We start from the raw sequence: 13,927 nt of genomic DNA on the forward strand, positions 1-13,927 counted from the left end.
CGAACGGCGGTTGTTCCTGATTTCCTGGAACCGAGTCGTGGTACGCCGGTTGTCAATGATTCCGGCGCGTGCGGTCAATGACCGGGTGAATCGGGGGTGGCAGACTCAGCGGGAGTTGCACCACTCAGGGGGGAACTTGTCGATGAAGCAGGATACTTGTGTGCTCCTGCCGATGTTCTGCGGCTCTCAGCTGGACGTGGCGCTGGCCGTGGTCGATTTCGTGCACGATTCGGTCAGAAAGACCGTGTGGGACGCCGACAGGATCAGGGAATCATACCTGCGGCGATCGGTCAGCGAGATTCTCGCCGACGGTGACACGATGGTGTTCGGCCCGTGCCCTGACCGGACGTTCGTCGCGTCCTGCCTGCTGGGCACCCACGGCGTCGATCACGTGCTGGTCTACCACGAGCGCAGGGTGCCGGGCTACGGGCCGTCGACCGCGCATCTCGCGCTGGAGATGACTCTGAACGGCACCGGGTTCATGATGGATTTCGGCACCAGGGAATCGCGGTTGATACCTGGTGGATACCACTTCACCGAAGAGCTCGAGGAGACCATCGCGCTCAAGCGAATTCCACTCCGGTCGTTCGACCCGGACGGGGTGGCCCCCTATCAGCTGTTGCAGCACGTGGTGTCCGACAAGATCGATCCGGAGCTCAAACTCGATTGGTACGTGAAACAGTCGCGTAATTTTCGTCCGGACGCACTTCGGGACAGAGTTGCGCTGGATCAGCGCTACAGTGTCTACCACGAGCTATAGCGCGGAGGATACGTGCGGTGACGGTCGCGTACAGAGTCGAGAACCTGGTGAAGCGATATCCGCGACAGGACGTTCTCGCGGTCGACGGAATGAGCTTCGAGATCGCAGAAGGGGAGATATTCGGGCTGCTGGGGGACAACGGCGCGGGAAAGACGACGCTGGTGCGTCAGCTGGTCGGGTTGCTGCGGCCGACTTCGGGCCGCATCGAGCTGTTCGGCAGGGACGTGGTCGAGAACACGAGTTTTGTCTCCACGATGATCGGCTACATGCCGCAGAGCACGTCGGCGCTCAACCGGCTGACCGTCGGCGAGGCCGTGTACTTCTCGGCGCACCTGCGGGGCATGTCCCGCGCGGACGCCCGCCGTGAACGGGACGAGCTGCTCGAACTCTGGCGCATCGCGGAGATCAGGGACAAGGTCTCCACGAACCTGTCCGGCGGCCAGCGCAGGCTGTTGCAGCTGGCGGTGGCGACGGCGGGCAGGGCGCCGGTGCTGATCCTGGACGAGCCGACCAACGACCTCGATCCCATCAACAAGAAGCACGTCTGGGAGGTCCTGCGGGGCTTCAACCAGCGGCGCGGGACGACGATCGTGCTCGTGACGCACGACGCGGTGGAGGCGGAGAAAGCCATCCAGCGAGTGGGCATCGTGCAGCGCGGAAGATTCACCGCGCTCGGCACGCCGGCCCAGCTGAAGGCGGAGATCGCGCAGAAGCTCAAGGTGCGTCTGGTGTTCCCGCCCGACGAGCCACCGGCGCTGCCGTTCGGCGTTGTGCCGCAGGAGGAGTCAGACGGCTCCTGGCTGCTGATGCTCGACGGGGACGAGGCCGCCGAGCTCCTCGGCAAGCTCGACCTGCGCAAGATCACCGACATCCGGATGACGTCGACGACTCTCGAGGACCTGTACCTCCACTATGCCTCCTAGCCTTCAGCGGCCGAGACCGCACATCCAGTTCACCGACCTGTTCCTGATCCAGCTCTCCAACTTCCGCTGGTCGTGGCGCGGCCAGGTGGTGACCGGCATGCTGGCGCCGGTGCTCGCCACCGCAGCGCTGGGCGCGTTCGCCGGCCGGGACCAGCAGAGCCTGACGTACGTGCTGTGCGGCAGCATCGTGCTGTCGCTGATGTTCCAGAACCAGAACAACGTCGCGGCCAACTTCGCCTACATGAAGGCCATGGGAACGCTGGACTTCTTCGCGACGCTGCCCGTGTACAGGTCGCTGGTCATCCTGGCCACGGTGCTTGCGTTCTTCGTGCTCTCGATCCCGTCGCTGGTCGCCACGGCCTTGCTGGGAACCGTGATCCTCGGCGTGCCTCTGAGCATCAGCCCGCTCGTGCTGCTGGTCGTGCCGCTGTGCGTGCTGCCGATGGCCGGGATCGGCGCGTTGATCGGCATCACGGTCCGCTCGCCGGCCGAGGCCGGTTCGATCAGCATGCTGATCACACTGCTGTTGCTGTTCATGGGCCCGGTGGTCCTGCCGCCCGACCGGTTGCCGGACTGGATGATCGGCGTGAGCCACTTCAGCCCGACGAGCTACGCGGCGTCCGCGATCCGGCAGGTCGTGATCGGCCCGGTGACCGGGCAGGTGTGGCTGGACATGGCCGTCCTCGCGCTGGTCAGCGCCGTGACGCTGTGGGGAGTCGGGCACAAGCTGCCGTGGCACCAGAAGTAGGAACGTTGCCGAACCGTCGATTCGGGGGAACGACGCATGATCATCGAAAAGGGGAGCACGCGGACACGCCTGGCTCTGGGGGTGCTGTTCGGGCCTGAACTCGCCGAGAGCGCCGATCCCGCGCTGCTCGAGTGGATCGAGCAGCGGCCGCACCAGTGGCGGCAGGCGGTGCGGGTGCTCTGGCACGCGTCAGGCCGTCCCGGTCCGGAAGCCGGCCTTCCCGCCGCCCCGCCGCATCCGCAACGGCCGCCGGAACGGGAACCGGCGCTGCTCGGCCGGGTCCTCGTCGCGGCGCGACCTCCTGAGACCACTGTGGACTGGCGCGGCCGGACGGTGCTGGTGCTGGGCGACGGAGCCGACCTGGCGGTCGCTGTCGGCAACGCGCTGCGGGCCGCGGGCGCGCGCACGGAATGCGTGACGTTGCGTGAGACCGCGCGGCTGCGCGTGAACGAGCGGGCGGGGCAGGTGATGACCGCGGCTGAGCTCGCCAAGCGTCTGCGCGACGAACCGCAGCCTGACTGGTTGTTCCTGCTCACCAGCCCTGTCACGCCGAGGTCGACGAACATCGGTCCGGTCGATGCCGTCCACGTGCGGGCGGCCATGGGTGCGCTGCGCGACGTCCTCGCCGCCAGGCGGGACGGCCGCACCGCCGCCGTGACCGCGCTGGACGGCAGGTTCGGCGAGACGGGTGCGGTGCCGCTGGACCCCGTCGCCGGCGCGATGACCGGTCTGCTGCGCGGGCACGCGCAGAGCCGGGTGCTCGACGTCGCGCCCTCGGTCGGAGTCGACGAGGTGGCCCGTCAGCTGCTCACGTTCGCCGAAGGGACGCCGGACCACCGTGAACTCGGCTTCGACGGCACGGCCTGGGTGACGCCGGCGTTCACACCCGCCCGGCTCGGCGGGGAGACGGGTCTTCCGCTCGAACCGGGATCGACGGTGATCGCCGCCGGTGGTGCGCGAGGCAGGGCCGCCGAGGTGCTCGTCGCCATGGCGGCAGAGGTGCCGTGCCGGTACGTGCTGCTCGGCCGGACGCCGCTGGTCAACATCTACGCCACGCTCGGCGTCGGCGACCGCGACTACGTGCTGTCGATGGGGGCGCAGGAGTTCGAAGAACATCGCATCCGTCAGCGCGAGTCGCTCAAGGCGCACTCCCCGGACTTCTCGGAGGAGGAGTTCGACGCGTACTGGGCGCGGTTGTCCCGCAGTCTCGACGTGATGCGCACGATCGGCCGGATGCGCGACGCGGGCGCACAGGTCGAGTACTTGCAGCAGGACGTCACCGACTCGCACGCCGTCCGGCGGCTCGGGCAGGAGCTCAGATCGCGCGGACTGCAGATCCACGGGCTGGTGCACGCCGCCGCGCACGGCGACGAGTCGGACGCCGAGGCGTGGGACCGCACGATCGCCACGCGGATCAACGGCTTCTACCACCTGGTCCCGCTGCTGGACGACCAGGTGCGGCTCGTCGCGCTGCTCGGTTCTTCCGGAGGTAGCGCGGAGTCCGCGGGCAGCGGGTTCCTCGTACCGCTGGCGGACCGGCTCGCCGCCGAGTTCCCACAGGCGCGGGTCCGTTCCGTGCACTCCGCCGCGGCGTCCGTGATCTTGGCGGCGCTGCGGTCACCTCAGGCCCCGCGAACGCTGGTGGAGCGGGCAGGCCGTTGAAAGACCGGAGACACGCGGTGCGGCGCGAGGCCGCACCGCGGACCGGCCGTGTCCACATCAGACAGGGGGACAGCTGACATGACTGGGGGGAACGGTCCCGAGTGGCGATCGCCGAACGTCTTGGTGATCGGCGTGGGACCACACGCGAGACGCAACCACCTGCCGGTGCTGCTCGACGAGCAACGCGCGGGGCGGCTCGGCACGATCATCGGTGTCGACCTCGTGGAGACGCAGGAGATCAACGACGAGTACGTGCGATCGACCGGCTCGTCCGCGTTCTCGATGGTGTACCTGAAGAAGTCCGACACCGGCAGGGTGACGCTGCCGCCGCCCACTGAGCGCCTGCTCGACGGGTTCGTCGCGCGACACGGCATCCGTGGCGTGGTCGTCGCGACCGAGCCGAGCTTCCACCTGGCCTACGCGAAGTGGGCGCTGGGTCGCGGGCTGAGCGTCCTGATGGACAAGCCGGTCTCCGCGCGGGTCAACGCGTCGCTGGACGAGGGCCAGGCCGGGCTGCTCCTCGACGACTACGACGAGCTGATGCGGTGCTACGCGGACGCGAAACTCCGCAACCCCGGCGTGGTCGTGAGCATGATGTCGCAGCGCCGGTACCACCCGGCGTTTCGCACGATGCGTTCCCTGGTCAACGAGGTGGCCGAGGCGACCAACTGCCCGATCACGTCCATCCAGTCGTTCCACAGCGACGGGCAGTGGCGGATGCCGGCCGAGCTGGTGGACATCGGGTACCACTCGTACGACCAGGGCTACGGCAAGGCCTCGCACTCCGGCTACCACTTCCTCGACATCGTGCCGTGGCTGCTGGAGGCGGCCGAGGCGCCGGGCAAGGAGCTCGACGAGGTCGAGGTGTTCTCCAACGTCGTACGGCCCAGGGACCTTCTGCGGCAGCTGGACTTCGACGACTACCGCAAGATCTTCGCCGACTTCGACGAACACAACCGCTACAGCGCTTCGGACCTGTGGCGCCGAGTGCGCCACCACGGCGAGGTCGACGTGTTCGTCTCACTCGCCTTCCGCAGCGCGGGGCGCACGATGACGCTGGGCTCGGTCAACCTGGTGCACAACGGGTTCTCGCAGCGCGGCAGCGTGCTGCCCAACCAGCTCGACCTGTACAAGGGCAACGGCCGGGTGCGCCACGAGAGTCACGTCATCGAGCAGGGCCCGTTCCAGGCGATCTACTTCCAGAGCTACCAGGCCCGTGACGGCGCGGCCGGTGCCGACCCGGCGGGCGTGGGCGGGGATCGGCACGTGGACGTGCACGTCTTCCGCAACCGGGCACTGTTCCCGGCGTGGGAGAGCCACCAGCACCTGCGGCTCGACGACATGGACGGCGGACTGTCACCCGCGCGTGGTCACCAGGAGAACGCGCGCAGGCACTCGATGCAGGAGTTCCTTTCGCACCTGCGTGGCGACGGCCTTCCCGTGACGTCCGATCTGGCAGAGCATCGCCGTGGCTGCGTGCTCATGACGGGTGCGTACCTGTCGGCCGCGCGCCGGCGCCGCGGTGCGGATCCGGTGGTGCGCCTGGACTTTCGTCGCGGGAGCGAGATCCGGCTGGTGCGCAACGGCGCGGTCCGCCCCCTGCCAGAACGCGTGGAGGGCTGAGATGACCGGGGTGACGCCCGCGCTGCTCGACCTGTGCGCGCCGCACGTCGGCGGTGTGCGGGACGTCGAGGAGCTGGTGGGCGGCAACGTGAGCCACGTGTACCGGGTGCGGGGACCGCGCGGGGTGGTGATCCTCAAGGTGCGCGGCTCGTGGTTCGCCCGGATCCCGGACGTGCCGACCGATCCCGCACTGATTGGGGTGGAACGCGCCGCGCTGGCCGTGTTCGGTGCGGCCGCGCCGGACGTGTTCCCCGAGGTGCTGGAGTTCGACGAGGAGCTGCACGCGTTGGTGCTGAGCGAGATCTTCCCCGCGGGAGGGTCGTTCGAGGACGCGTTGAGCCTCGGCCCCGCCACGCCGGCGCAGACGCGGCGGCTGGGCGAGGTGCTGGGCGACGTGCACGCGGCCACCAGGTCGATCACGACGCAGATCCGCCCGGACGGCGATCTCGCGTTCCGCGACCACCAACTGCGGTACTGCCTGGAGAGCACCGGTCATCCGGCACTGCTGGAATGCAGCGCGCACCTGAAGTCCCTGCCGGACGACGTCCTGGTGCTCGGCGACGTGGCGCCGAAGAACATGAGCGTCAGTGCGGACCGGGTGGTGATCTGCGACCTGGACACCGTCCACCGCGGCAGCCATTGGTACGACGTCACGTTCGTGCTGGCGCACCTGTTGCTGCACCACCTCATGGCACCGGAGGCGATCCGCCCCCTGTCCGCGGAGTTCCTCGCCGGCTACCGGTCGCGCAACTCGCTGCCAGCACTCGCCCCGTCGATCCAGACCAGGCTGGTCATCGGGTTCTGCCTGTACCGACTGGTGAACGAGCTGGTGCCGTACCGGCTCGAGCTGAGCGCCGCACAACGGGCCGCCTGGTCCAAGCGGTTCCTCGTGGCGTTGGACCGGTCGAACCCGGAGGTGAGCTGAGGTGCACGTCCCGATTGACGAGGTCAGGCAACTTATGACGGCGGTGTGCACCGGCGCCGGACTGTCCGAAGTGGAATCAAGCCGGGTGGTGGACCACTTCCTGGACGGCGAGCTGCGGGGCAAGACCTCCCACGGCGTGGCCAAGTTCTGCTTCGAGAGCCAGTTCTTCGCGACGAGGGCCGGCGAGCCGTTCGTGGCGGAGGACTTCGGCGCGGTCGCGGTGGTCGACGGCAACCGCGAGGTGGGGCCGTTGAGCGTCGGGTTCGCGGTCGACGTCGTGATCGAGAAGGCGCGGCGGTACGGGATCGGCCTGGTGGGGATGAACAACACCCAGCGCCACGGGGCGTTGGGGTACTGGACGCGCCGCATCGCAGAGCAGGGACAGCTGGGCGTCGTGATGAACACCTCGACCGCGGACAGCACGGTCGTCGGCGCGACGCGGTCGTTCCTCGGGGTCAACCCGCTGAGTTTCGCGTTCCCCGCCGAGGGCGGCACCATCGTCGCGGACCTGTCGACCACGGTGGCGCCGATGGGGCGGCTGTGGGAGGCCAGGCGCGGCAACGGCGGACTGGAGGACGGGCAGTTCGTCGACGCGAGCGGCAGCTTCACCACGGACCCGGACGAGGCCGCCGCCGCGGTGATTTTCGGCGGGCACAAGGGGTTCGCACTGTCGTTGCTGGTCCAGCTGCTGACCGGGTCGGTGTTCGGGTTCCCGATGGGCGAGCGTATCGAGTCCCTGCTCGACACCGGGTACGCGTTCATCGCGGTGGACCCGTCGTTCGGTGGTGAGCGGAAGACGTTCGCCGACGAGAACTCCGCGCTCGTGCGGGCGCTGGCCTCCGTGCCGATGCGGGATGGAGGCACCCTGCGGTTGTTCGGCAGGGAGAGCGACGCGGTGAAGGCCGCGGCGCTCGCGGAGGGCCGGGTCTGCCTGGGGACCGGCGTCTTCGAACGGTTGCGCTCCTGTGCGGGCCGGTCATGAGGCGAGCCGACGGGGTGGGCGACGCGACGGCGCGGAAGATCCTGATGCGCCACGGCTTCGCCGTGCCGGACGTCCAGGAGCTGGCGGTGGACCAGAGTCCGTTCGCACGCCGGATTCCCGCTCGGCGCGCGGCGTTGCGCCGGGGCGTGACCCTGGAAGCCCGCACGATCGAGCTGGGTGGCGGGCACTTCACCAACTCGTACACCCTGCGCGCGGAGCAGGACGCCGGGTACGTCCTGGACGCCGTGAGCGACAGCGGGGGTTTCCACCTGCGCGACGCCCTGGTGGATCCAGCGGTCGTGGGGGCGGTCAACGGCTCGTTCACCTTCATCTCGGACGACCCCGACTACCAGCCCGCTGAGCCGCACTTCGACCTGTGCGTGCGTCACGGTGTGGTCGCCGGGCTGCCTTCGGCGACGAAACCGGCGTTGCTGGTCCGCGGCTCCTCGTCGGTCGCGCGGACGGTCAGGGCCGAGGGCGTGATCCGGGTGGGTTCCGGCGTGCTGCCGTGGGCGGGCGCGAAGGAGCCGGGCGGGCGGGTGCTCGTGTTCAACGCCGCGAACTGCCGGGTCAAGTACCTGGATTCCGACGTCACCGCGTTCCAGCGGATCGTCGAGCCCGCCACGAACACGACGCCGGGTGCCGCATCCGCGGTGGACGCGGTGGTGGAGGTGCGGCCGGACGGTCGCGCGGTGGTCATCGCGCTGGTGCCGGGCGGAGGCGCTGACCTGTTCACCGGCGGCTACGTCCTCCGGGCGCACGAGCAGGACGCGCGGGACTGGCGGGTCGGCGACCGTGTCGTGCCGCTGACCGTCGACGGCACGGATCTCCGTGCGCTCACCTCGGCGACCTCGCTCGGGCCGTCCGTCGCGGACGCCGTCGTGCCGCAGCGAATCGCGAACGCCTACGACGACTCGCTCGGCGTGTCGCCGTTCCGCGGCGTCCGGTACCCGAGGTCGCTCGTCTACGGCACCGGCGACGGTGCGGTGCACCTCCGGATCTTCGACGGCGCACCGCTGACGTCGCACTTCCAGGGCCTGACACCTGGTGAGGTCGTCGACGTGCTCGCGGAGGAGGGCCACGACCTGCGCTGGGCGTTCCACCTCGACGGCGGGCAGTCCTCGAAGCTCGCGTACCGGCACGACGGCAGGGCCGAGGTGGCGGGGAGCCTGCACTACCTGGTGTGGCCGCAGAAGGACGAGACGCGATTCCGGTGGAACGGGCTCGACGGCCGGGTACTGGCGTCCTGCCTGGTGCTGAGGGAGGCGGGCTGATGCTCGAAGAGGCGAAGGCGGTGGTGGACCGGCTGCGGGGCGAACCCGTCCGGGTGGCTGTCCACCAGCCCGCGTACCACCCGAACATCTACTACTTCCGCAAGATGCTCGCGAGCGACGTGTTCGTGTCGCTCGACACCGTGCAGTTCGCGGACCGCGACTGGCAACACCGCCAGGAGTTCTTCTACGAGGGGCGGCGCCGGTGGCTGACCGTGCCGGTCAACAACGGCAGGGAGCCCATCAACCGCAAGCGGATCGTGGATCCCGGCCGGTTGGAGGCGCATTGGCGGGTGATCGCGCAGGCGTACGCGAATGCGCCGTACTTCGAGGTGTACCGCGAGGAGCTGGCCCGCGTGTACCGGCAGCCGTGGACGTCGTTGCGGGATCTGTGTGAGGAGATCGTGGCGTTCGCGCGGCGGGCATTGGGGGTGGAGACGCCGGTCGTGCGGGCGAGCGACTGCTTCGACGGCTCGGCGAGCAAGGGAGAGCTGCTGGCCGAGCTCGTGTCGGCGGTGGCCGGGCTCGGTGAGCCGTCGCGGGCCGTCTACCTGGTCTGTGCGCACCCGATCCGGCCGGACCACTACATCAACCAGCGGCACCGCGGGAACGCGTTGTCGGAGCGGGAGAAGCTGGAGGCGCGTGGTGTCGAGGTCGGTGCCTTCCACTACCGGCATCCGGTTTATCCGCAGGCGACCCCGCCCGCGGAGGCGGGGTTCCAGCGCGAGCTGTCGATCGTCGACCTGATCTTCAACGTCGGTCCGGAGGCGCGGGCCGTGCTGGACCGGTCTGGGATGCACGATGACTGACCTGACGGTGCTCGCCGTCGCGGCACGGGCCGGTGACGCCGAGCTGGGCATGGGCATGCGGCTGCGGTGGTACGCCGACCGGGGCGCCGCAGTGCACGTGCATTGCCTGGCCGGTGAGCCGGACGCCGACTGGCGGGCCGCGATCGTCCACCTCGGGCTGGAGGACTACACGTTCTCCGGAGTCACGCGGGGATTCGCCGGGCACCGAGGCCTGATCAACGCGGAGTTGTTCCGGGTGGTTCCGCAGTTGCGGCCCGACGTGGTGTACGGCGTGTTCCCCGGAGACCACGACCCGGACCGCCGGATCGCGGGCGACGAGACGGAAGTGGTGGCGTTGCGGGAGGCCAGGGACATCAGGTCCTTTCGCTGCGGGCCTTCGGACGGATTCCGGCCCACCCTGTTCTTCCTCGGTGACGACGAGCTGATGGAGGCGAGGCGGACCGCGCTCACCGCGTTGGGGCGCGGTGCCGACGAGGAGCTGGCCCGGCTCGCGTACCGCGAGCACGTCCACCACCGGGTGATCGAACGCATGGCCGCGCAGAACGCTTTCGCCGAGATGTTCACGGTCTCGCGCGCAATCGAGGGGAGAAGACGATGACGCTCAGGTTCCACTGGTTCCTGCCGACCGCCAGTGACGGGAGGTCTCTGCTCTCCGGCACGCACCGGACGCACGGGCGGGACGCCGACAGCATGGACGTGGCCGGCGCGGACCGCTACCGCGAACCGGACATCGAGTACCTCGCGCAGATCGCACGGTCCGCCGAGCAGATGGGGTTCGAGGCGATCCTCACGCCCACCGGGACGTGGTGCGAGGACGCGTGGCTGGTCACCGCCGCGCTCACCAGGGAGACCGAGCGCCTCAAGTTCCTGGTGGCGTTCCGGCCCGGGTTCGTCTCGCCGACGCTCGCGGCCCAGATGGCGGCCACCTACCAGCGCCTGTCCCGTGGCCGGCTGGTGCTCAACGTGGTGACCGGCGGCGAGTCCGACGAGCAGGCCAGGTTCGGCGACCACCTGTCGAAGGACGAGCGCTACGCGAGGGCGGGGGAGTTCCTGGCGATCATGCGCGGTGCTTGGACAGGCGAGCCGTTCGACTACACGGGCAGCTATTACGACGTGCGGGGGGCTACGGTGTCGCGGCCGCCGTCTCCGGTGCCGGAGCTGTACTTCGGCGGGTCGTCCAGCGCGGCGGGCGTGGTGGCGGCCGAGCACGTGGACACCTACCTCACCTGGGGAGAGCCGCCCGGCCAGGTGGCGGCGAAGCTCGATTGGATCCGTGAGCTCGCCGAGGAGCGCGGCCGCAAACTGCGGTTCGGGATCCGGTTCCACGTCGTCACGCGCGACACGTCCGAGGCGGCCTGGGCCGAGGCGGAACGGCTGATCGCGGGGCTCGAGACGGAGAAGGTCGCGAGCGTGCAGCAGATCCTCATGGCCAGCGAGTCGACCGGCCAGGCACGGATGCGGTCGCTGCACGAAGGGTTCCGCGGCAGCGGCGACCAGCGCGACCTGGAGATCTATCCGAACGTGTGGGCCGGAGTGGGGCTGTTGCGCGGGGGAGCGGGCACGGCGCTGGTCGGTAGTCACCGCGAGGTGGCCGACCGGATCGCCGAGTACGCGGAGCTGGGCATCGACGAGTTCATCCTGTCCGGCTTCCCGCACCTGGAGGAGACGTACTGGGTCGGCGAGGGCGTGCTGCCGGAGCTGCGCCGGCGCGGTCTGGCCGCCGAGGTGGGCCACTGACTGAGGGTTCTACGGGGGAGAGATGTCTGCAACAAGTTGGGGGACTTGTGTTCCACTGGCACGGGCCGGTCGTGGCGAACCACTCGCCCGCACGACCGAGCTGGGCAGCATCACCGTGCACCAGGTGGTGTTCGCGTCCCAGCCGCACGTGGTGTCCGCACGACCTGGGCATCACGCGTTGGTGCTGAGCGCTTCCGGCGTCGTCGTCGTGGAACGCGGGGGTCACGAGATCCTGGTGAGCGACGAGGGGCTCGCGCTGTCCGACGTGCGGCGCTCGTTGACCATCCGCCCGTGCACGCCCGGAGCCGAGACGTTGGTGATGGTGTTCCCGAACTCGGCCGCGCCGCTGCTGCCGCCACCTGCTCCTGTCGCGCGGCACGAGATCTGTGATCTGACCGGTCCGGGAGCGTTGCTGTGCGACCTGCTGGCGGGGGCGACGGTCGCGGCCTCGGAGCTGCACGCGTCGGAGGCCGCGCGGATCGGGGATGCCGCGCTGCACCTCGCGACCGGTGTGCTGGAGCGGCACTTCTCCGGACCCGGAGACGGTGTCGTCACGCACCAGCACGAACTGCTGACGCGGATCCGCGGCTACGTCGACCGGCATCTCGGCGACCACACGCTGACACCGAGCAGAGTGGCTGCCGCACATCACATCTCCGTGCGGTATCTGCAGCGGCTGTTCAAAATCGACGGTTGCACGCCGTCGGGGTGGATCCGTGCGCGTCGGCTGGAGATCTGCCGGCGAGAGCTGTCCGACCAGGCTTTGCGAGGTCTGTCGATCCGGGAAATCGGGCTGCGCAACGGTTTCCCGCAGGCATCGGACTTCAGCAGGGCGTTCCGCGCCGAGTACGGCAGGCCGCCCGGCCAGTTCCGCGACGAGCTGCTCTCGACCGGGACGTGAGTCGGCAACCAAGCGGTCGCCTCAGGCCAATGACAGTGCCTGGTGCCTTGGGAAGAATCGTCTGAGTCGGTCAGTTCCCCCGGCCCGCGGGAGTCATCACTCCACTGTGGACTCGCCGGGCCGGGACGAGGGGGAGGAAGGTCAATGCCGGAAAGCACTTCAACGCTCGATCCCGCGAGCGAGTTGGCGGCGCGGATTCTGTTCGGTGACGAGCTCCTGGCCGCGCTCGGGCCGGGTTTCGTGCGTTCGTTGACGGAGCAGCCCGCAGCCTGGGCCTCGGCGCTGACGTCGATCTGGACGATTTCGCGGGGTGCCGGGCATGACGGGAACGGTGCGGCGCCCGCGCCGGCACCTGTCGCGGTGGCACCTGTCGCTGCCGCGCCGGCCCCACCTCCCGCGATCGCCACCGCACCACGGCTCGCTGATCCTCCTGCCGAGCTCGACTTCTTCGACCCGTCGGCCGGCGGCGAAGCCGAACCCGCTGTCGAGAAACGCAGCACGCCGTGGGAGTACGAGGAGGTTCGTGCCGAGTTCGTGAAGTTGCTGGAGGAGGCCACCGGGTACCCGGCGGAGGTCCTCGACGACGACGCCGACCTCGAGGCCGACCTCGCGATCGACTCGGTCAAGCAGGTCGAGGCGCTGGGCAAGCTGCGTGAGCACTACCAGCTCCTCTTCGAGGAGGACTTCTCGATCGTCGACCACCGCACGATCCGCAGTCTCGCCGGCCACCTTACCGATCGCCTGAACCGCGAACGGCTCGCCGCGGTGTCCGCGTGATGAGCCGGTTCGCGGGAAAGGTCGCGCTCGTCACCGGCAGCAGCCGCGGGTACGGGCGCCAGGTGGCGGTGGGGCTGGCCGGTGGTGGCGCGAAGGTGGTGCTGAACTCGCGCGGCAGCGCGGCCGACGGCCGGATCCTCGCCAGAGACATCGCGGCAGCCGGTGGCGAGGCCATCTACGTCGAGGCCGACATCGGCGACGAGTCCAAGGTCCGCGACCTGGCGGCCGTCGTGGCACGCAAGTACGGCGCGATCGACATCATCGTGCACAACGCCGCACGCGGCTACGAGCGTTCGGTCGACGAGACGACGTGGTCGCAGTTCGAGGAAGCGCTGCGGGTCAACACGTACGCGATCATCTCGCTGGCGAGGCACTTCCGGCCGTTGTTCCGTCCTGGGGGGAAGTTCCTCTACGTGTCGAGCATCGGCGCGGAGCGCGGCATGCCCGGCTACAGCGCCATCGGGGCGAGCAAGGCCGCCGGTGAGGCTCTGATCAGGTCGATCGCGCTGGAGTGGGCGCCGGACGTGCGGGCGAACACCGTCCGTCCCAACGTGATCCCGACGTTCTCGTTGCGGTCGTTCACGTGGGCCGACGACCTGTGGAAGGTCTTCGAGGACGAGGCACCGCTGGGCGTGACCAGCGTGGAAGAGCTCGCGCGGACCGCGTTGTGGTTGTGCAGCAGCGAGTCCGACTACATCAACGGTCAGGTGATCAGCGTGGACGGCGGGTTCACCACGTCGATGCGCCGGCCGGGCCTCACGATGCAGCGTCGCAACGGAAGTGTCGCCAAGAAGTCCGAGGGGGTGTGA

At 69.3% G+C, this 13,927-nt stretch carries 14 protein-coding genes; all 14 read left to right on the plus strand.

Going from position 1 to position 13,927, the window contains the following annotated elements:
- Positions 1 to 160 precede the first annotated feature (160 nt).
- The 14 genes from LX88_RS30580 (at position 161) to LX88_RS30645 (ending at position 13,927) form a co-directional block, all read left to right on the plus strand.
- Positions 161 to 760 (plus strand): hypothetical protein, encoded by a 600-nt coding sequence (locus LX88_RS30580; protein ID WP_258951240.1) that lies wholly within the window; start codon positions 161 to 163, stop codon positions 758 to 760.
- A gap of 17 nt (positions 761 to 777) precedes the next feature.
- Positions 778 to 1,683, plus strand: coding sequence for an ABC transporter ATP-binding protein (locus LX88_RS30585; protein ID WP_258951241.1), 906 nt, complete (start codon positions 778 to 780; stop codon positions 1,681 to 1,683).
- Complete coding sequence (locus LX88_RS30590) at positions 1,673 to 2,431, plus strand: ABC transporter permease (protein WP_258951242.1); 759 nt, start codon at positions 1,673 to 1,675, stop codon at positions 2,429 to 2,431. The genes LX88_RS30585 and LX88_RS30590 overlap by 11 nt, the downstream gene beginning before the upstream one ends.
- Before the next feature lie 36 nt (positions 2,432 to 2,467).
- A complete protein-coding gene (locus LX88_RS30595; RefSeq protein WP_258951243.1) occupies positions 2,468 to 4,093 on the plus strand; it encodes a KR domain-containing protein in 1,626 nt (541 codons plus the stop codon).
- A 78-nt stretch (positions 4,094 to 4,171) separates the two neighbouring features.
- Entirely contained in the window at positions 4,172 to 5,716 is a 1,545-nt protein-coding gene (locus tag LX88_RS30600) for a Gfo/Idh/MocA family oxidoreductase (protein ID WP_258951244.1), read from the plus strand.
- Position 5,717: 1 nt separating this feature from the next.
- Positions 5,718 to 6,641: a phosphotransferase gene (locus LX88_RS30605; protein WP_258951245.1), complete on the plus strand. Its 924-nt coding sequence runs from the start codon at positions 5,718 to 5,720 to the stop codon at positions 6,639 to 6,641.
- A 1-nt stretch (position 6,642) separates the two neighbouring features.
- Positions 6,643 to 7,623 carry an Ldh family oxidoreductase gene (locus LX88_RS30610; RefSeq protein WP_258951246.1) on the plus strand — a complete coding sequence of 327 codons (981 nt, stop codon included), beginning with the start codon at positions 6,643 to 6,645 and terminating at the stop codon, positions 7,621 to 7,623.
- Positions 7,620 to 8,897, plus strand: a complete 1,278-nt coding sequence (locus tag LX88_RS30615) for a phosphodiester glycosidase family protein (RefSeq protein WP_258951247.1) — start codon at positions 7,620 to 7,622, stop codon at positions 8,895 to 8,897. The genes LX88_RS30610 and LX88_RS30615 overlap by 4 nt, the downstream gene beginning before the upstream one ends.
- Complete coding sequence (locus LX88_RS30620; protein WP_258951248.1) at positions 8,897 to 9,703, plus strand: WbqC family protein; 807 nt, start codon at positions 8,897 to 8,899, stop codon at positions 9,701 to 9,703. Before LX88_RS30615 ends, LX88_RS30620 begins: the two co-directional genes overlap by 1 nt.
- Positions 9,696 to 10,301 (plus strand): PIG-L deacetylase family protein, encoded by a 606-nt coding sequence (locus tag LX88_RS30625; RefSeq protein WP_258951249.1) that lies wholly within the window; start codon positions 9,696 to 9,698, stop codon positions 10,299 to 10,301. Before LX88_RS30620 ends, LX88_RS30625 begins: the two co-directional genes overlap by 8 nt.
- Positions 10,298 to 11,440, plus strand: a complete 1,143-nt coding sequence (locus LX88_RS30630; protein ID WP_258951250.1) for an LLM class flavin-dependent oxidoreductase — start codon at positions 10,298 to 10,300, stop codon at positions 11,438 to 11,440. The genes LX88_RS30625 and LX88_RS30630 overlap by 4 nt, the downstream gene beginning before the upstream one ends.
- Before the next feature lie 22 nt (positions 11,441 to 11,462).
- Positions 11,463 to 12,341 (plus strand): AraC family transcriptional regulator, encoded by an 879-nt coding sequence (locus tag LX88_RS30635; protein WP_258951251.1) that lies wholly within the window; start codon positions 11,463 to 11,465, stop codon positions 12,339 to 12,341.
- Between the two features lie 144 nt (positions 12,342 to 12,485).
- Positions 12,486 to 13,118: an acyl carrier protein gene (locus LX88_RS30640; protein WP_258951252.1), complete on the plus strand. Its 633-nt coding sequence runs from the start codon at positions 12,486 to 12,488 to the stop codon at positions 13,116 to 13,118.
- Entirely contained in the window at positions 13,118 to 13,927 is an 810-nt protein-coding gene (locus LX88_RS30645) for an SDR family NAD(P)-dependent oxidoreductase (protein ID WP_258951253.1), read from the plus strand. Before LX88_RS30640 ends, LX88_RS30645 begins: the two co-directional genes overlap by 1 nt.

It is taken from the genome of Lentzea californiensis, assembly GCF_024648825.1.
Lineage (GTDB): Bacteria > Actinomycetota > Actinomycetes > Mycobacteriales > Pseudonocardiaceae > Lentzea > Lentzea californiensis.